The organism is Streptomyces sp. NPDC001492 (assembly GCF_053597275.1).
The window spans coordinates 240027-257229 of record NZ_JBSFHW010000010.1 but is presented as its reverse complement, the minus strand read 5'-3'; the positions used below and the strand labels follow the sequence as shown (position 1 = coordinate 257229).

At 72.0% G+C, this 17203-nt stretch carries 14 protein-coding genes; 9 read left to right on the top strand and 5 right to left on the bottom strand.

The annotated features are described in order from the left end of the window. Positions 1 to 148 precede the first annotated feature (148 nt). From ACWC1K_RS16125 to ACWC1K_RS16095, 7 genes are all read left to right on the top strand, one after another. Positions 149 to 1489, top strand: coding sequence for an LLM class flavin-dependent oxidoreductase (locus tag ACWC1K_RS16125; protein WP_450831815.1), 1341 nt, complete (start codon positions 149 to 151; stop codon positions 1487 to 1489). Positions 1490 to 1504: 15 nt separating this feature from the next. Then, positions 1505 to 2398 carry a TauD/TfdA dioxygenase family protein gene (locus tag ACWC1K_RS16120; RefSeq protein ID WP_450831813.1) on the top strand — a complete coding sequence of 298 codons (894 nt, stop codon included), beginning with the start codon at positions 1505 to 1507 and terminating at the stop codon, positions 2396 to 2398. A gap of 309 nt (positions 2399 to 2707) precedes the next feature. Then, positions 2708 to 3349: a superoxide dismutase gene (locus ACWC1K_RS16115; RefSeq protein WP_450831812.1), complete on the top strand. Its 642-nt coding sequence runs from the start codon at positions 2708 to 2710 to the stop codon at positions 3347 to 3349. A 212-nt stretch (positions 3350 to 3561) separates the two neighbouring features. Further along, positions 3562 to 3861, top strand: coding sequence for a WXG100 family type VII secretion target (locus tag ACWC1K_RS16110; RefSeq protein ID WP_450698035.1), 300 nt, complete (start codon positions 3562 to 3564; stop codon positions 3859 to 3861). A gap of 76 nt (positions 3862 to 3937) precedes the next feature. Continuing rightward, positions 3938 to 4228, top strand: a complete 291-nt coding sequence (locus ACWC1K_RS16105; protein ID WP_450831811.1) for a hypothetical protein — start codon at positions 3938 to 3940, stop codon at positions 4226 to 4228. Beyond that, positions 4215 to 4937, top strand: coding sequence for a hypothetical protein (locus ACWC1K_RS16100; protein ID WP_450831810.1), 723 nt, complete (start codon positions 4215 to 4217; stop codon positions 4935 to 4937). Before ACWC1K_RS16105 ends, ACWC1K_RS16100 begins: the two co-directional genes overlap by 14 nt. 9 nt (positions 4938 to 4946) lie before the next feature. Next, the gene (locus ACWC1K_RS16095) at positions 4947 to 6125 is read left to right on the top strand and encodes a putative T7SS-secreted protein (RefSeq protein WP_450831809.1); all 1179 of its coding nucleotides are present in this window, start codon (positions 4947 to 4949) and stop codon (positions 6123 to 6125) included. 100 nt (positions 6126 to 6225) lie between these two features. Here the strand turns inward: ACWC1K_RS16095 and ACWC1K_RS16090 are convergent, their stop codons facing one another. Next, complete coding sequence (locus tag ACWC1K_RS16090) at positions 6226 to 10605, bottom strand: FtsK/SpoIIIE domain-containing protein (protein WP_450831829.1); 4380 nt, start codon at positions 10603 to 10605, stop codon at positions 6226 to 6228. A gap of 246 nt (positions 10606 to 10851) precedes the next feature. On the opposite strand from ACWC1K_RS16090, the gene ACWC1K_RS16085 reads away from it, so the two are divergent. Further along, on the top strand, positions 10852 to 11784 hold the full coding sequence (locus tag ACWC1K_RS16085; protein ID WP_450831808.1) for a hypothetical protein: 933 nt from the start codon (positions 10852 to 10854) through the stop codon (positions 11782 to 11784). Positions 11785 to 11787: 3 nt separating this feature from the next. On the opposite strand, the gene ACWC1K_RS16080 is transcribed toward ACWC1K_RS16085, so the two are convergent. From ACWC1K_RS16080 to ACWC1K_RS16065, 4 genes are all read right to left on the bottom strand, one after another. After that, positions 11788 to 12387 carry a sigma-70 family RNA polymerase sigma factor gene (locus ACWC1K_RS16080; protein ID WP_450831807.1) on the bottom strand — a complete coding sequence of 200 codons (600 nt, stop codon included), beginning with the start codon at positions 12385 to 12387 and terminating at the stop codon, positions 11788 to 11790. Between the two features lie 75 nt (positions 12388 to 12462). Beyond that, a complete protein-coding gene (locus tag ACWC1K_RS16075) occupies positions 12463 to 13233 on the bottom strand; it encodes a LamG domain-containing protein (protein WP_450831805.1) in 771 nt (256 codons plus the stop codon). A gap of 164 nt (positions 13234 to 13397) precedes the next feature. Then, a complete protein-coding gene (locus ACWC1K_RS16070) occupies positions 13398 to 14006 on the bottom strand; it encodes a histidine phosphatase family protein (protein ID WP_450831803.1) in 609 nt (202 codons plus the stop codon). Between the two features lie 160 nt (positions 14007 to 14166). Beyond that, positions 14167 to 15606: an FGGY-family carbohydrate kinase gene (locus ACWC1K_RS16065; protein WP_450831802.1), complete on the bottom strand. Its 1440-nt coding sequence runs from the start codon at positions 15604 to 15606 to the stop codon at positions 14167 to 14169. Positions 15607 to 15778: 172 nt separating this feature from the next. Between ACWC1K_RS16065 and ACWC1K_RS16060 the strand changes: the two genes are divergently transcribed. Then, complete coding sequence (locus ACWC1K_RS16060; protein WP_450831801.1) at positions 15779 to 17200, top strand: ABC transporter substrate-binding protein; 1422 nt, start codon at positions 15779 to 15781, stop codon at positions 17198 to 17200. Positions 17201 to 17203 lie beyond the last annotated feature (3 nt).

Below are 17203 nucleotides of genomic sequence, written 5' to 3'. Positions count from 1 at the left end.
CCGTCTGGGGGCTGCCGCCCCCAGGCCCCCGCTTTCGGCCTGAACGGCCTCGTCCTCAAACGCCGGACGGGCTCAAAGATCAAGCCCCGCCCGGCGCTTCAAAGCCCCCTGCTGCGCCTCTCCCTTCTGTCCGTAGCAAAGGACCCCCATGACCCGCCAGCTCCACCTCAACGCCTTCCTCATGAGCACCGGCCACCACGAAGCCTCGTGGCGGCTCCCCGAAAGCGATCCGTACGCGCATGTCGAGCTGGACCACTATGTGCGGCTCGCCCGGATCGCCGAGCGCGGCACCTTCGACTCCCTCTTCCTCGCCGACGGGCCGCAGCTGTGGGGGAATCTCGCCCAGCGTCCCGCGGGAGCCCTGGAGCCGCTCACCCTGCTGACCGCGCTGGCGACGGCCACCGAGCACATCGGGCTGATCGCCACGGCCTCCACCTCGTACAACTCCCCCTACAACCTGGCCCGCAAGTTCGCCTCCCTGGACATCATCAGCCGCGGGCGGGCCGGCTGGAACATCGTCACCACGGCGGGTGCCGAGGCCGCGCGCAACTTCGGTCTGGAGCACGAGCCCGCCCACGCCGACCGGTACGCCCGCGCCGCCGAGTTCCTCGACGTGGCGCTGAAGCTCTGGGACAGCTGGGAGGACGACGCCATCGTCGGCGACAAGGCGGCCGGCGTCTGGGGCGACGACGCGAAGATCCACCCGCCCCGGCACAAGGGGAGGTACTTCAGCGTCGAGGGCGCCCTCAACGTGCCCCGCTCGCCGCAGGGTTACCCGCTGCTCGTGCAGGCGGGGTCGAGCGAGGACGGCAAGGCGTTCGCGGCGCGCTACGCGGAGGCCGTGTTCACCGCGCAGCAGACCCTGGCCGACGCCCAGGCCTTCTACGCCGACCTCAAGTCCCGTACGGCGGCCGCCGGCCGGGATCCCGGGCACATCAAGGTGCTGCCCGGCATCGTGCCAGTCATCGGGTCCACGGAGGCCGAGGCGCGGGCGAACGAGCAGGTCCTGGAGGACCACATCGTGTACACGCACGGCGTGGACCGCCTGGAACGTCTTCTCCAGCTCCCCGAAGGGTCCCTGGAGTTGGACGCCCAGCTGCCGTCCGACCTGCCGCCCGAGGACGCCATCGAGGGCGCCAAGAGCCGCTACACCCTCATCGTCGAACTCGCCCGGCGCGAGCGCCTCACCGTCCGGCAGCTGGTCGGCCGGCTCGGCGGCGGACGCGGCCACCTCACCTTCGCGGGCACGCCCGAGCAGGTCGCCGACGCGATCGAGACGTGGTTCACCCAGGGCGCCGCCGACGGCTTCAACATCATGCCCGCCGTGCTGCCCTCCGGGCTCGAGACCTTCGTCGAGCAGGTCGTCCCGATCCTGCGAGCCCGAGGTCTGCTCCGCACCGAGTACGGCCCCCGCCAGACCCTCCGGGAGCGCTACGGCCTCCCCCGCCCCGCCAACCAGTACTCCACCCAGGAACCCGCCCTCGTCTGAAAGGACCGGCCCCCCATGTCCATCGAAATCCAGAAGGTCACCGCCCACATCGGCGCCCGGATCTCCGGCGTCGACATCTCCAAGCCACTCGACGAGGAGACGACCGCCGCCGTCCGCGAGGCCCTCAACGTCCACAAGGCGCTCGTCTTCGACGACGTGCACCTCGACGACGCAGGCCAGCAGGCCTTCGTGCGCCACCTCGGCGACATCACCACCGCCCACCCGACGGTCTCCTCCGTGGACGGTGTCCCGAACGTCCTGCCCGTCGACAGCGAGCGCGGCCGCGCCGCCAACCACTGGCACACGGACGTCACCTTCGTCCTGAACCCGCCGCAGGCCAGCACCCTGCGCTCGATCACGATCCCGCCGTACGGCGGCGAGACCCTGATCGCCAGCTCGGCGGCCGCCTACCGTCAGCTCCCCGAATCGCTGCGTCAGCTGGCGGACACGCTGTGGGCGGAGCACACCAACGACTACGACTACGCCGTGCCGGAGGAGGAGCTCGACGAGCAGCAGGCCGCCCAGCGCGCCCAGTTCACCTCGATCAAGTACCGCACGGTCCACCCGGTGGTCCGCGTGCACCCGCTGACCGGTGAGCGCGGGCTCTTCATCGGCGGGTTCGCGCAGCGCATCGTGGGCCTGTCGCCGGGCGAGTCACGCAAGATCCTCGACCTGCTCCAGGCGTATGTCACCCGGCCGGAGAACATCCTGCGCCACCGCTGGTCGCAGAACCAGCTGGTCCTCTTCGACAACCGCATCACCCAGCACTACGCCATCGACAACTACGACGGTCTGCCGCGCCGTCTGCACCGGGTGACCGTCGCCGGTGACATCCCGGTCGGCATCGAGGGCAAGGAGAGCTACTCGATCGAGGGCGACGCCTCGCACTACACCTCCGTAGCCGCATAGTCACAGTACGCACCGGGCCTGTCCGGATCACGGGCGGTCTCTCCTGCTCAGCGGAGAGGCCGCCCAATCGCCCCCGGAGGGGTCATCGGCGCCCGTCTGTTCGTCGGCTCCGGGGCCGGTGGGCAACTGTTGGCCGGGTTGTCGGCCATAGCGGGCCAGCCCGCCCAGGTGGCGATGGGGTACGCCCGGCTGAGGACCAGGCGCTGACACCGCCGCATCGCAGACAAGCCCCCGTGTCCGCACGGGGGCTTTTTGTTGCTAGCGTGTAGTTGCAAGTTAGTTGCAATAAGAGTTCTGGAGGGGACCCCCATGCCCGTCTACACGCTTCCCGACCTGCCGTACGACTACTCCGCGCTCGCGCCCGTGATCAGCCCCGAGATCATCGAGCTGCACCACGACAAGCACCACGCCGCGTATGTGAAGGGCGCCAACGACACGCTGGAGCAGCTGGCGGAGGCGCGGGACAAGGAGTCGTGGGCGGCGGTCAACGGTCTGGAGAAGAACCTGGCCTTCCATCTGTCCGGGCACATCCTGCACTCGATCTATTGGAACAACATGACGGGCGACGGCGGCGGTGAGCCGCTGGCTGCGGACGGCGTGGGCGAGCTCGCGGAGGCGATCGCCGAGTCCTTCGGGTCGTTCGCCGGTTTCCGGGCGCAGCTGTCGAAGGCCGCCGCCACCACCCAGGGCTCGGGCTGGGGCGTCCTCGCGTACGAGCCGCTGAGCGGCCGGCTGATCGTCGAGCAGGTCTACGACCACCAGGGCAATGTCGGGCAGGGCTCGGTGCCGATCCTCGTCTTCGACGCCTGGGAGCACGCCTTCTACCTCCAGTACCGGAACCAGAAGGTGGACTTCGTCGAGGCGATGTGGCGGGTCGTCAACTGGCAGGATGTGGCGCGCCGTTACCAGGCCGCGAAGTCCCGTGGGGATGTACTGCTGCCGGCGCCCTGACCCCACTCGATCGTCCCGCCTCGTGATCGTCTTCTCACCTTTCACGCAGCGGGCGGAGGAAGAGGAAGGCCCTTGCGAGGACGTGACTCGCGAGGGCCTTCCTTTTCGTCACCGTTCCGCAACAGGCGTGAACCGCCCCGGCGGGCGCCCCGTAGAGCCGGGTGTGAGCGGCCGAGCGGCCGCGGCGATCCGGAACGAGAGAAGGAACCCACATGGCCGGCGGCAACATCCAGATCAGCCCGGACGAGATGCGGGAGGCGTCGACGTGGCTGCAGCACCAGAAGGAACTGATGCAGCAGAGCCTGCACGAGGCCAACACCAAGATGGACGAGATGGTCGAGGCGGCTTACGCGACGCCGGGCTCCGAGAGCAAGTTCCGTCCGTTCTGGGAGGAGTACAAGAACGGCACCGAGAAGGCGATCGAGGGCCTTCAGGGCGTCAGCGAGTTCATCAAGCAGGTCGCTGACGCGTTCGTCGACACCGACGACCAGACGTCCGGCGCCATCGGCTGACTTCTCGGCCACGGCCGGGTTCCGTGGCGCCGCGGTGCCACGGAACCCGGCCGGTGCGGGGAGAGAAAGGGGCGTCATGTCGCGCATTCAGATACCGGTGGACGAACTCGCCGACACCATGGCCGCGTTGCAGGACATCCGCGAACGGATCGACAGGACAGCGAAGTTGAGCAATGTCGGTTCGGACGACGATGTGGGCGACCACGGTCTGATCTCGGCCGTCAACGGCTTCGACCACGCATGGTCGGCCGGCCACGAACGGGTCCAGGAGAACGTGGACACGTTCAAGCAGGCCGCGCAGGGCATCGTCGACAACTTCACCGACACGGACAACGAAGCTGCAAAGGCGTTGGATGAACCCGCTTGAGGCACAGGACGGGAACGGGCGGCCGCGGCTGCTGCCCTCTGATGAGCGGCCGTCGGGCGCTCCGGCGCGCTACACGCTGAAATACCCGTCCAGTTGGTCGCACCTCGACCTCGACCCGAACACCCGGGATGTGGCGATCCGGCGCCGGATCGAGGAGCAGGCGAAGGGTGTGGAGGTCGAGCGCGAGCGGGTGGACGCCCTGATCCGGGAGATCCGCAAGAGCGCGCGCGAAGCCTATGCCCAGGGCGCCCTGCAGGTCGGCTACCTGCTCGGGTTCCTCCCGGACGGCAGCACGCTGAACGCCACGGCGATGGTGCTGCGGACCCGGATCCCCGAGGGTGAGCCGACCGACCTGCCGCAGATGATGCTCGCCGCGGGCGTGCAGAACAGCCGGACCTCGGTCGGGCGGGGTTCCGACCTGAACCGCGTGGAGATCATGGAGCTGCCCGAGGTGGGCAGCGTGGGGCGGATGACCTCGCTCGAGGACTTCGACTACTTCGGGCAGGCCACGATCCGCACTGCCGTGCACCAGGTGGTGATCCCCGTGCCGTCGAGCCGGGACCTGATGGTGCTCGCCAGTACGACGCCCAACATCAGCCTGGCGGAGAAGTTCTTCGAGGTGTTCGACGCCGTCGCCGGGACCTTCCGGTTCCACGACTCCGAGGACCCTCCGCAGGACGCCGTCGTCGGCGCCGAGAACGGGAAGTGAGGGCGGGACATGGCACGGCCACCGCTGGCCGACTGGGAATCGGTGTTCGGCTTCTCGTCGGACCCGACACCCGGCGATCCCGAGGTTCTCGAACGCCTCGCCTCCGAGTACCGGTCCATCTCCAACGATGCCCTGTCCGCCCACTCCGTCGTCGCCCGGCTCGACTCCGACGAACTGGGCGAGGGCAAGTCCATGGAGGCGCTGCGGACACAACTCAAGGAACTGCCCACCCAGGTCGGCAAGCTCCAGTCGTCCTACGAGGCGGCCGCCGACGCGATCGCGAAGTACGCCATCGGCCTCCGGGAGACCCAGGACCAGGCGGACCGGGCGCTGGAAAGGGGCCGCGAGGCGAAACAACGGCTGGACTCGGCCATCGAGGTGGCGTCCGCGGCGAGCGCCCATGTGAAGAGCCTCGACAGCGCGGAGCCCCCGCCGCCCGACGACGAGGCGGCCAAGAGCAACGCCCGGCGTGCCCTGGCTGATGCGAAGGAGGCGGAATCCTCGGCCGCGCAGTCCGTCGAGTCGGCTCAGGCGGAGCTGGAGGCCGCCCGACTGCTGGCCCTCGACGCGCAGGAACTGCGCACGTCCGACGCGGGTGTGGCAAAGCGCGAGCTGGAGGAGGCCGAGGGCGAGGCGGTCAAGGGGAAGAGCTTCTGGGACAAGATCGGGGACATCCTGAACCAGGTCTTCTCCATCATCGGAACCGTTCTCGGTGTCATCGCCATGTTCGTCGCCGGCCCCATCGGCGTCGCTCTCGCCATCGGCGCTGTCATCTTCGGAGCCGCTTCGCTGGGCCTCACGATCGCGAAGGGGGCCGATACCGGGCACTGGGACATCGTGGGGATCGTCCTGGGAGTGGTGGGGCTCGCCGCGGGCGGGATCGCCGTCTTCGCCGGCAAGGGCATCGGTGCCCTGGGGAAGGTCGGCCTGGGGGATTGGATCAAGAACCTCTTCAAGAGGTTCTATCCGACGGAGATCTTCGCGACGGCACCGGTGCTCGAGCTCGACCTCCTCGGAGGGGGAGCCAGTGTCATCGTCCCGGAGACCGTCGTGGTCGGTGGCCGGCCGGCGCTGTCGACGCTGGACGGCATCCTGAACGGGCTGGGGCTCATCACCGGCATCGCCGGCCTCATCTACGGGCCCCTCGAGTTCACCGGGCACGCGCCGGGCGGGGGTGTGGACGCGTGAGGCCGCTCGCCGGGCGCTGATCCGACCCGGGACATGCCCCAGGCTCTGAGGGCTCCCGCCGACGTCAACGGCGGGAGCCCTCGGTCGGGTGGACGGCCGGTCAGTCCCCGGCCGCCGGGAGCACCGTCTCCGGGACCTGGACGGTGCGCAGCACGCCGTCGCCCAGGTGCAGGATCGCCCGGCCCGGGCGGGTCGCGCCCAGGCGGCTGCGGGGCACCTTGACGCCGATGAGTTCGCCGTCGCTCATGTTCTGCGGCTTCAGCAGCAGTCCGCACCGGTGGCGGCGGGCCTCGGTGTGCCAGCCGGAGAACCCGGAGGAGAGCCGGTCGGTCTGCCCGGCGATCACCAGGCCCCGGCGCATCTCGGTACCGGACTTGGCGATCCGGGTGAGGACGGCCTCGGCCTTCGTCTTCAGCAGCAGGTCGCCGTCGTCCAGGAGCACCACGGCCCCCCGGCGCGAGGACTCCAGCGCCTCCTCCAGCGCGATGGGGTCGATGTCGGACTCGTCGAACACCGCGAGGACCCCGGGCCGTCCGGCGAGGCGGCGCAGCGGCGACCTGGCGGGCGCGCCGACGACGACGGGCGTCCCGACCGACAGCAGCGAGAGTGCCAGCGTCGCCAGGACGGTGCTGCGGCCCGAGCGGGCGGGGCCGGCGACGAGGAAGGTCGGCGTGAGGCCGAAGTCCGGTCCGTACGCGGTGAGTTCGTCGCCGCCGACCCCGGCCAGGGCCCAGCGCGCGGACGTCAGCGGCTGCGGCACGTACCGGACGGCCTCCTCCCAGGTGAGCCGGTCCGGCAGGGTGTCGACGCGGAACGGCCGGGTGGCGGCCGGCAGGTGGGACGCATGCCGGCGGCACTGCTCGGCGATCTTCTGGAGCGCCACGGCCTGCGCCTGGCCCCCCGGGTCGTCCGTGAGGAGTGCGATCTGCACCTCGGCCTTGTCGGCGGCGCGGAAGGCGCGGCCCGGCGGGATCTCGTCGGGCACGTTCCGCTGGGTGATCCCGATCATGCCGTACTCGGACTTCTCGTTCAGCTTCAGTACGAGCTTGTCCTCGGTGGTGCCGTTGACCCGGCTGGAGAACAGCGCCCGGTCGCCGGTCACGACCAGGTGGATGCCGACGCTCCCGCCGTCCCGGAGCAGGGTCAGCACGGCGCTCAGCAGGTTCCCGGCGTCGTACTCGCCGAGCTGCTTGTCGAAGACCTCCCAGCGGTCGATGAAGAGCACGATGTGCGGCGGCCGTTCGTCCTGCGGCAGGCTGCGGCGCAGCTCTGGCAGGTCGGCGCTGCCGTGGGCGGCGAGCAGCTCCTGGCGCCGGGCGAGCTCCGCCGTCAGCCGGGCGAGCAGCCGGGCCACCCGGTCGGGCTGGGTGCGCTGGGTGACGGCGCCGCAGTGCGGCAGCCCCTCCATCGCCAGCAGCGCGCCGTTGCCGCAGTCGATGCCGTACATGTGCAGCCGGTCCGGGGCGTGGGCGTGGGCCAGGGTGCCGGCGATCGTGCGCAGCGTCTGCGACCTGCCCTGCCGGGGTGAGCCGATGATGTGCAGGTGGCCGAGCGTCGCGGGGTCGATCACCAGGGGGAGCCGGGCCTGTTGGGCGGGCAGGTCCACCACGCCGTACGCGACGGGCGCGAGGTCGTAGTCCGAGGGCGGGGCCGGGGGCAGGTCGCCGGTGACCAGCTGCTCGGGCAGGGGCGGCAGCCAGGGGCTGTGCTGCTCGGGGATGCCCAGCTCCCGGTCCGCCTCGCGGATCGCCGTGACGAGTGCCGCGAGGTCGGTCTCCACTTCGGCGGGGGCGGCCGCGGCGCGGGGCCGCGGCGGGAGCGGTTCGCCGAGCCGCTCCCAGCCGACCACCACCGCCCAGGGGGCGGGCAGCGAGCTCGCCGTGCCGCCGGGCCGACGGCCGCCGACCCGTCCGGACTGGAAGGGCACGAGGGAGTTCTGGCCCAGGCGCACATAGGCGCGGCCGGGTGTGCTCTGCGAGATCGACGCGGCCTCGGGCGAGTTGAGGACGTCCTGGCTCTCGCCGGCGTCCGTCACCCGCAGCGCGATGCGCAGGTTGGTGTTGGCGCGGATCTCCGAGGAGACGACGCCGCTGGGGCGCTGCGTGGCCAGGATCAGATGGATGCCGAGGCTGCGGCCCCGCTGCGCGATGTTGACCAGGCCCTTCACGAAGTCCGGCAGGTCGCGCACCATCGAGGCGAACTCGTCGATGACGATGAGCAGCCGGGGCATCGGTGTGCGGCCGGCCGGGTTGCGCTCCAGCAGCTCGACGTAGTCCTCGATGTCCTTGGCGCCGGCCTCGGCGAGGACGTGCTCGCGCCGGGTGAGTTCCGCCGTGAGCGACACCAGGGCCCGCTCGACCAGGTGGGCGTCGAGGTCGGTGACCATGCCGACGGTGTGCGGCAGGTCCACGCAGTCCTTGAACGCGGAGCCGCCCTTGTAGTCGACGAGGACGAACGTCATCGCGTCCGGACGGTTCGCCACCGCGAGCGAGGCGACCAGCGTCTGGAGGAGTTCGGACTTGCCGGAACCGGTGGTACCGGCGACCAGCGCGTGCGGGCCGTCGCGCCGCAGGTCCAGGAAGAACGGGCCGTCCAGGGAGACGCCGACGGCCGCCCGGGTCGAGCGGCCCCCCGCCGCCCAGCGCGCCTTGACACCGGCGGCCTGCGGCGGGTCGAGGGCGAGCACGTCGAGCAGCCGCGCGGCACCGGGGAGCACCGCGGCCTCCTCGTCGTCCCCGCCCGGGTCCCGCAGCGGGCCCATCGCCCGGGCCAGCGAACGGCACCAGTCCAGGGACACCCCGTCGGGCCGGATCCCGCCGACGGTGCCCTTCCCCGAGCGTCCGAGCCGCACGGTGCCGCCGGGTTCCTCGACGACGACGGCGTGGCACTCCTCGGGCAGCAGCCGCTCCTCGGCGTCCAGGCAGATCGCGCGAACGCCGACGGACGGTCCGTCGCGCAGGATCTGCGCCACGCCCGGCAGCGAACGCAGCCTGCGGGCCCCGTCGAGGACGACGAGCACATCGGGTCCGACGGGCCGGCCGCGGCGGTCCTCCCCTCCGGCGCGCTCGGCGATCAGCGCGGCCAGTTCGGCGACCCGCCGGGCGCAGCTCTCCGTGCCGTAGCCGATGCTCGCCGGGATGTCGCCGGACTTCTTGCGCACGTGCGGCAGCCAGCGCAGCCAGGACCAGGCGTCCCGGCCCGGGCCGCCGGTCGTCAGCAGGTGGATCTGGAGGTCGCGGGGGCTGTGCAGGACGGCGGCCTGGGCGACCGCCCACCGTGCCACGGCCCGTGCGGCCGGGCCCTCGCCGGCGATTCCCAGCACGTCGTGCTCGCGCAGCGCAACGGTCACCGGGACGTCGTACGCGGTCCACGGGTCCTGGCGGCGGTGTTCGTCCTTGGTCGGATCCTGGAGCACCACGTCGGAGGGCAGGTCGGCGGTCCCGATGCGCAGTTCCAGGAAGTCGGCGTCCGTGGTGCGGCGTTCCCACAGGCGACGCCGGGGGCCGACGGCGGTCAGGACGACCTCGGCCGGGTCCGGGAAACCGCGGCGCCGGGCGGTGCGTTCGGCCGCCAGGGCCTGCTTCGCGTCGTCCTCGATGCGTGCCTTCTTCTCCTTGTAGGCGGCGACCGCATCCGCGTGGGACTGGCGTCCGCTGCGCCGGTTCACCAGGTAGTTGCCGAGGATCGCGACCGGGGAGAGCAACCCGAACAGCAGCATCGACATACGGCCGAAGACCAGCGCGCCCGCCCCTGCCATCACCAGCGGCGCGGCCGCGGTGATCCACGGCATCGGGCGGGCCGCGGGCGTCGCGGGCGGGGAGGGCAGGGCGAAGCGGGTGGCGGTCGCCGGCGGCCGCAGCCGCGGCGGTCTGTTGTAGTCCTGGCCCGTGCCGTCCTCCGACGGCTGCAGGGCCGCGTCCGGCCGCCCGGGCAGGGCGAGTTCGAGCAGGCTGCCGCCGACGAGGAGCTGTTCGCCGACCGCCCAGGCGGTGGGCTCGGTGAGGTCCTCGCGGTCCAGTTGCAGGGGGCCGCCGTCCGCGGACTCGTCGGGTGCCACCCGGCAGCGCCCGCCGGGGCTCACCGTCAGGACGGCGAACGGACGGTCCGGTACGGTGCCCAGCACCTGGGCGGTCCCGTCGTGCGCCAGCCCGATCCGGTACTCGCCGATGCCGAGCCTGCGCACCGCGCCCGCCCCGGTCCCGCCGACCGCACGGACCTCCACCAGCCCGTCCGGTTCGGCCGACGAGGTGCCCGCCGGGCGGCCCAGACCGACGACGGCCGCATGGTGCAGCGGCGCGTCCCGCAGCGTCAGTTCCGCCGGCAGCAGCCGGTCGCCGGCGTACAGGCCGAGGCCCTCCGGAGGCCGGTGGACGCCGCCCGCCTCGGCCAGCGCCGCCGCGACGGCGCTCAGGGGCGTGTCGGGGTCGGCGTCGAGGTGGACGTCGAACGCGTCACCGTCCCCCTCCACCACGGTCAACATCAACGACACGGAACGTCCTCCAGCCTGCGTGAACGGGGGCCGCGGGAGTGGTGCTCGTCGGCTCCCGGGCCACTGATATGGCCTACGGGGCCGGCCTGCGGATGGTTCACGAACGCGTGGTGAACCATCCGCGGGCCGGCGCCGTAGTGGCCTTTGGGTGCACGGTGCCGCGACTTGGCCGCGTCGCCGCCCCGCCTGTGACCGTCCCGGCTCCGTCGCCGGGGCGTCCCGACAAGGAGTCAGAAGATGATCTGGTACGTCCTGGCCGTGGTGCTGGGGCTGGCGCTGATCGGGGCGGTGACCGCGCTGGTCGTCACCGAGTTGCGGGCTCGCACGCCGAAGCCCGTGGCCGCCTCGGCCGCCGTCGTGGGACGGCAGGCGCTGGACGTGGTCGACGCCGGGCTGCGCCGGCTGACGGGCGAGTGCCTGCGCTCCGGCCGGTCGCTGCCGGACCTGTATGCCGTGGTCTACTCCGGGGAGCGGCTCGGAGTGCTGCTGGCCGGTGCGGAGGAGACCGCCCCCGCGCCCTGGACCGCCGAGGCGGACGGCGAGCGCTGGACGATCTCGCCCGACGACCTGCACCGCCGCGGTCCGGAGGGCGAGCCGGTCCGGCCGTACGCGCTGACCGTGACCGTGGGACTGGACGGGCCCGAGCGGGTGCTGGTCGACCTCTCCCGGGCGACGGGGCCGATCTCCGTGACGGGCCCGGACGAAGAGGTGCGCAGCCTGGTGCGGGCCCTCGTCGTCGAGACGCTCTCCGGCCCGGTGGGAGCCCTCGCCGAGGTCACCCTGGTGGGGTCCCTGGCCGACGACGGGCTCGTGGCCGGCGACGCGCGGCGCAGCTCGCGTCTGCACACCGCGGCCACCCTGGGGGAGGCGTTCGCCAAGGGGGCCCCGGGTTGGCAGGAGTCCGACGGGGCCGAGGTCACCCAGGTCTCCTGGGTGATCGAGGGCAGCAGCCGGACCGCCGTCGAGGACGAGGCGCCGCGCCTGTTCGTCGTGGACGCCTCGCAGCTCCCGCAGCGGGAAGGGGCGTTGAGCCCCCTGCGGCGCGGGGACGCGCTGGTGGTGGTCGGCGAGGCACCCGCGGGATGGCGCTGGCGGGCCGGTGCCGACGGCTCGCTCGACACCGGACCGCTCGGCCTGCGGATCACCCGGCATGTGGGGCGTTTCGCATGAGTCTCAGCAGGCCTCGCGGTCCAGGCCGTCCCTGTCCGGGCCGTCCATGTTGAGCCCGCGGCGGTGCAGTGCCTCGCGCAGGGCGCGAGCCGCATAGTGCGTCCGCGACTTGACCGTGCCCGGCGGAACGCCGAGGATCTCGGCCGTCTGGTTGACGCTGCGCCCCAGGTAGTGCACGTGCAGCAGGATTTCGCGCTGCGCCGGCCGCAGGTCCCGCAACGCCTCGGCGAGCACCAGGGAGGTGAGGACGTGGTCCACGTGGTCGGAGACCGGCAGGTGGACGAGTTCCGGTTCACCGACCTCCGGCGGCCGGGCCTGGCGCGCCCGGTGGCCGTCGATGACGAGATTGCGCAGGACGGTGAACAGCCACGGTCGTGCCGAGTCCGTGGTCGGGTCTATCTCCTCGGCGTGCCGCCAGGCGCGTATCGCCACCTCCTGGAGGAAGTCCTCGGCACGGTGCCAGTCGCCCTCCAGCCGCCGCGCGGCGAACTGCAGCAACGCGGTGCTGTGGAAGTGGTAGAGGGCTCTGAGGAAGTCGTCGGGGCGGGATTCCGCCGTGGTGGGGCGGGGTCTGCGGTCTTCGCTCGAAGTGCTGGTCGGCAAAGGCCTGTTCCTCTCCGGTCGTCTGTGGGGAAGACGTGTCGGCCGGCCGGCGGTGGATCCGCCCCGGTGCCGACGTCAGCCCGGCTCGCGAGAGGACAGCGACCGGACCTGGCGGGATGTCAGTTCCCGCTGGTAGATGTGCACGTCGGCGATGTCGCCCTTCCAGTGGTCGGCCGGCTTCCCGTTGAACCGGGCGCGTCCGATCACCACCTCACCGGTGGGCTCCACGCTGTTGGTGGCCACCCTGCTCCCCGCCGGCCGACCGTCGACGTAGAGCCGCATCAGGTGGTCCGCCTGGCGGTAGGTGCCCGTGAGGTGGTACCAGCGGCCGGCCTCCGGCTTCCCGGCCGCCTCCGCGAGGGCGCGGGCGCCGGCGAAGCTGAACGCGAAGCTGTGGTCCGACCCGGAGTACTGGAGGAAGAACGCGCTGGCCCCGTCGCCGTCCTGGGACACGGCGGTGTGGAAGCCGTCCAGGTCGTCAGGGGTGAGCCGCACCCGTGCGGCGACCGAGTAGTCCTTGCCCCGGGTGTCGAGCCGGGAGCCGGTCTCGGCGTATCCACTGGTGCCGTCCAGCCGCAGGGCTCCCCCCGTGGGACCGTCGGTCCACTGCGTGCCGCCGTGCATCACGGCGTCGTGCCGCCCCGCCTTCGCGGTGCCGGACCCGTGCAGGGGCCACCACCCGGCGCCGCGCAACGCCGCGGTGCCGACGCCCGGACCGGAAGCGGCCGGCTTCGCCCCGGCCTGCTGCTGTCCTGATCCCTTGCCGCGCACCAGATGCGCGACGACAAAGGACTGCGCGACGGCCAGCACGGCGATCGCGGCGATGAGCGACCATCTGCGCTTCATGAGTCTCCCCGAGACGTGGGCGTACACGTATCACTCTAGATCACGTGTACGACCGGGAACTCCCGCCCACTGTCCCTCAGTTGCACTCGCGCCATGTTCGGCAGGTCCTCGGGTCCGGCCCGTTGCGGGGGCGAATCCCACAGAAGCGACCAGGCTCGTGCCGTCTAAGTGCACGGCACGTTCAACGAGAGCAGTGCGGCCGACCTCTCAGCCAGACGAATTTCGGACACCGCAGCGTTCCGCAGCCCCGGGAAGACCCGGCGGTACTCGCTCAGCGGAAGGGACAGCAGGCGGCACAGCACCAGCCGCAGCAGCGTGTTGTGGGCGACCACCAGAACGCGTTCGCCGTCATGTGCGGCGGCGATGCGGTGGAGGGCCGCGGCGCCCCTTTCCGCCGCGGCCCTCGGGTCCTCCGCACCGGGGAACGGGTGGGCCACCGGGTCGGCGCGGAAGGCCTCCGCCGCCTTCGGGTGCTCGGCCGCGAACTCGGCGAGTGTGCGGCCCTCCACCACCCCGAAGTCGCATTCCCGCAGGTCGGGTTCGCGGTGCGGGGTGAGGCCGAGGACGCGGCAGGCGGGGTCGGCGGTGATGACGGCTCGGGACACCGGGGACGTCCAGATCGCGTCGACGGGGTGGGCGGCGGCCCAGCGGCCGAGTGCCTCGGCCTGGGCGCGGCCCCTGTCGGTGAGGGCGATGTCGCTCACGCCCGCGTAACGGTTCTCGGCGTGCCAGACGGTCTGACCGTGGCGGGCCAGCAGAAGGGTCGTGGTCATGAGCCCGCAGTATCCCGGCCGACGCGCACGCATGCCGCCACGGAAGGCGCCGGCCGGCCACGGGCACCGAATCGCCGACCGAACTGGTCGCGACCCAGCGGCCGAGAACCTCCATCCGGGCGCGGTCGGATTTCATGGCGGACCGGCGAGAGGGGCGTGGTCATGCGCCCGCAGCATCCCGGCCGAGGCGCTCGTGCGCGTGTGCCGCCACCGGTGGCGGCAGCCAACCCCGGGCCGCCAGTTCGTCGACCAGGCGGGCGTACGGCTCGGCGAACAGGGCCGTGCGGTCGGGGCGGGGTTCGAGGACGGTGTGGATGCGGACCATGCGGTCGGCGACGTCCGTCAGGGGGCCCGCGCCCGTCCCGTGGGCGGCCAGGGCGGCCATGCCGAGGGCCGGTTCGGTCTGCTCCGGTACGCGGGCCGGGCGGCCGAGGATGTCGGCGCGGAGCTGGTTCCAGTACGGGCTGCGGGCGCCGCCGCCGGTGAAGGTGAGCGGGCCGTCCATCGGGGCGCCCAGGTGGTGCAGGTAGTCCAGGCAGAGCCGCTCGGTGAAGGCGACGCCCTGGAGCAGCGCCGCCCACAGGTCGGCCTCCCCCTCGGGTTCGCCCAGGACCAGGGCGGAGGCCCGCGGTGCCAGGAACGGGAACCGCTCGCCGGGCGAGACGAGCGGGTACGCCACCGCGCCGGACGGTTCATGGGCGGCCGCCCGCGCGTCCATCGCGGCCGGGTCGGCGCCCGCGAAGGCGGCGGTCAGCACGCCCGCCCCCACGCTGGACGCCCCGCCGGGCAGCCAGCTCCCGTCCGGAGCGCGGTGGTTGTAGACCACGCCGGTCGGGTCGCGGACGGGCTCGGCGGAGGCCCCCTTGAGGACGAGTGTCGTGCCGAGCACCGAGTTCCAGGAGCCCGGCCGCAGCGCCCCGGACGCGATCTGCGCCGCGCAGCCGTCGGTCATCCCGGCGATCACCGGGGTGCCGGCGGGGATGCCGGTGGCCTCGGCGGCGGCCGGGCAGACCTCGCCGAGCGGGGTGCCGGGCCGTACGACGTCGGGCAGTTCGGGCGCGTCGGGGATGTCCGGCCAGGCGTCGCCCTCCACGTCGTAGGCCGTCTTGAGGGCGTGGCTGGAGTCGGTGGGGACGGGACGGCCGACCAGCCGGGCCGCGACCAGGTCGGGCTGGTGGGTGACGCGGCCCCGCCCATGGGTGCGCAGGAGCCACAGCGCCTTCGGCAGCCCCCAGGTGTTCTGCACCGTGAGCCCCGCCGCCCGCAGCCGCTCCGCCTCGGCCCAGGCCCGCCCGTCGTCGTACATCAGCGCGGGGCTCACCGGCCGCCCCGCCGCATCCGTCAGCAGCACGGTCCCGGACGTCCCGCACACCGCGAGCCCGCCGATACGGGAAGGCCCTTCCGCGAGGGCGGCGCGGGCCGCCGTGCACACCGCCGGCCACCACTCCCCCGGATCCTGCTCGTGCCGCACCCCGTCACGCGTGCCCGCCAAGGGGGCCGAGCCGACGCCGAGGACCGTGCCGTCGGCGGCGACCAGCAGCACACGGACGCTCTGCGTGCCCAGGTCGATCCCCAGCCACGCCTCGCCCTCGTATCCCATCCGGACCTCCCACGGATCGCGACCCGGGATGTGAACTTCTCACTCTGCACTGAGATTTTCCCCTGCGCGAGGGATTGACGGTCATCTTCCGCCGTTACACCCTCTGTTAGCGAGTCGACTCGACGTGTTACCCGCACAGCTCACCGGGCCCAACCCCACCCGGAGGTCACGGATGGACACGCACGTGCACGACCGCCGCCGCTTCCTCGCCCTCACCGCCGGGGCCGCCGCGACCCCGTTGCTCGCGGCCTGCGGGGCCGGCTTCGGCAGCGACGACAAGAAGAGCGACGGCTCGGCCGCGGACGACGTCACCGGCTCCTTCGACTGGAAACGGGAGAAGGGGAAGACGGTCAAGGCGCTGCTCAACAAGCATCCCTACACGGACGCCCTGATCGCCGACCTGAAGTCGTTCACCGCGAAGACCGGCATCAGGGTCGAGTACGACGTCTTCCCCGAGGACAACTACTTCGACAAGCTCACGGTGGACCTCTCCAGCGGACGCGCCTCGTACGACGTCTTCATGCTCGGCGCCTACATGGTGTGGCAGTACGGGCCACCCGGCTGGCTGGAGGACCTCGGGCCCTGGATGCGCAACTCCTCGGCCACCGGCGCCGAATGGGACCAGGCGGACTTCTTCCCCAACCTCCTCCAGGCCGACCAGTGGTCGCTGAAGGCGGGCGCACCGCTCGGCCAGGGCGGCCAGTACGCGCTGCCGTGGGGCTGGGAGACGAACGTCGTCGCCTACAACACGGAAGTGTTCAGGAGGCTCGGCCTCGAACCGGCCGAGTCCTTCGACGAGCTGCGCGAGATCGCCGGGGTCATCAAGCGCAAAGCGCCCGGCGCGGGCTACGACGGCATGTACGGGATCGCCGTGCGCGGCTCCCGCAGCTGGGCCACCATCCACCCCGGCTTCATGACCATGTACGCCCGCAACGGCCTGCACGACTTCACCGTGGACGGCGGGAAGTTGAAACCGGCGATGAACACGCCGGAGGCCATCGCGTTCACCCAGGACTGGGCCGGCATGGTCAAGCAGGGCGGGCCGCCGTCCTGGACGTCGTACACCTGGTACCAGTGCTCCAGCGACCTCGGCGCGAAGAAGGCGGGCATGCTCTTCGACGCGGACACCGCGGCCTACTTCCAGGCCGTGGCAGGGGCTTCCCCCGCCTCCGGGAAGATCGCCTTCCATCCCGGTCCCAAGGGTCCGGACGGCTCCCTCGCCACCAACATGTGGATCTGGTCGCTCGGCATGAACGCCAAGTCCAGGAAGAAGAGCGCCAGTTGGCTCTTTCTGCAGTGGGCCACCGGCAAGGAGCACCTGCGCAAGGCCGCCATCACCCACAACCACATCGACCCGGTGCGGAAGTCGATCAGTCAGGACGCCGCCTACAAGGACAAGATGAAGCACCTGCCCGGCTTCATCGAGACCTTCGAGACGGTCGTCGACCAGACGAAGATCCAGTTCACCCCGCAGGCACAGTTCTTCGACGCCACCACCAGCTGGGCCGCCGCCCTCCAGGAGATCTACGGCGGCCAGAGCGCGAGGTCGGTGCTGAACGGGCTGGCGGGCGACCTCGCCTCCAAGGTGGGCTGAGCG

Coding starts and splice junctions, on each gene's coding strand:
- ACWC1K_RS16125 (WP_450831815.1), top strand. CDS start 149: ATGACCCGCCAGCTCCACCTCAACGCCTTCCTCATGAGCACCGGCCAC.
- ACWC1K_RS16120 (WP_450831813.1), top strand. CDS start 1,505: ATGTCCATCGAAATCCAGAAGGTCACCGCCCACATCGGCGCCCGGATC.
- ACWC1K_RS16115 (WP_450831812.1), top strand. CDS start 2,708: ATGCCCGTCTACACGCTTCCCGACCTGCCGTACGACTACTCCGCGCTC.
- ACWC1K_RS16110 (WP_450698035.1), top strand. CDS start 3,562: ATGGCCGGCGGCAACATCCAGATCAGCCCGGACGAGATGCGGGAGGCG.
- ACWC1K_RS16105 (WP_450831811.1), top strand. CDS start 3,938: ATGTCGCGCATTCAGATACCGGTGGACGAACTCGCCGACACCATGGCC.
- ACWC1K_RS16100 (WP_450831810.1), top strand. CDS start 4,215: ATGAACCCGCTTGAGGCACAGGACGGGAACGGGCGGCCGCGGCTGCTG.
- ACWC1K_RS16095 (WP_450831809.1), top strand. CDS start 4,947: ATGGCACGGCCACCGCTGGCCGACTGGGAATCGGTGTTCGGCTTCTCG.
- ACWC1K_RS16090 (WP_450831829.1), bottom strand. CDS start 10,605: ATGTTGACCGTGGTGGAGGGGGACGGTGACGCGTTCGACGTCCACCTC.
- ACWC1K_RS16085 (WP_450831808.1), top strand. CDS start 10,852: ATGATCTGGTACGTCCTGGCCGTGGTGCTGGGGCTGGCGCTGATCGGG.
- ACWC1K_RS16075 (WP_450831805.1), bottom strand. CDS start 13,233: ATGAAGCGCAGATGGTCGCTCATCGCCGCGATCGCCGTGCTGGCCGTC.
- ACWC1K_RS16070 (WP_450831803.1), bottom strand. CDS start 14,006: ATGACCACGACCCTTCTGCTGGCCCGCCACGGTCAGACCGTCTGGCAC.
- ACWC1K_RS16065 (WP_450831802.1), bottom strand. CDS start 15,606: ATGGGATACGAGGGCGAGGCGTGGCTGGGGATCGACCTGGGCACGCAG.
- ACWC1K_RS16060 (WP_450831801.1), top strand. CDS start 15,779: ATGGACACGCACGTGCACGACCGCCGCCGCTTCCTCGCCCTCACCGCC.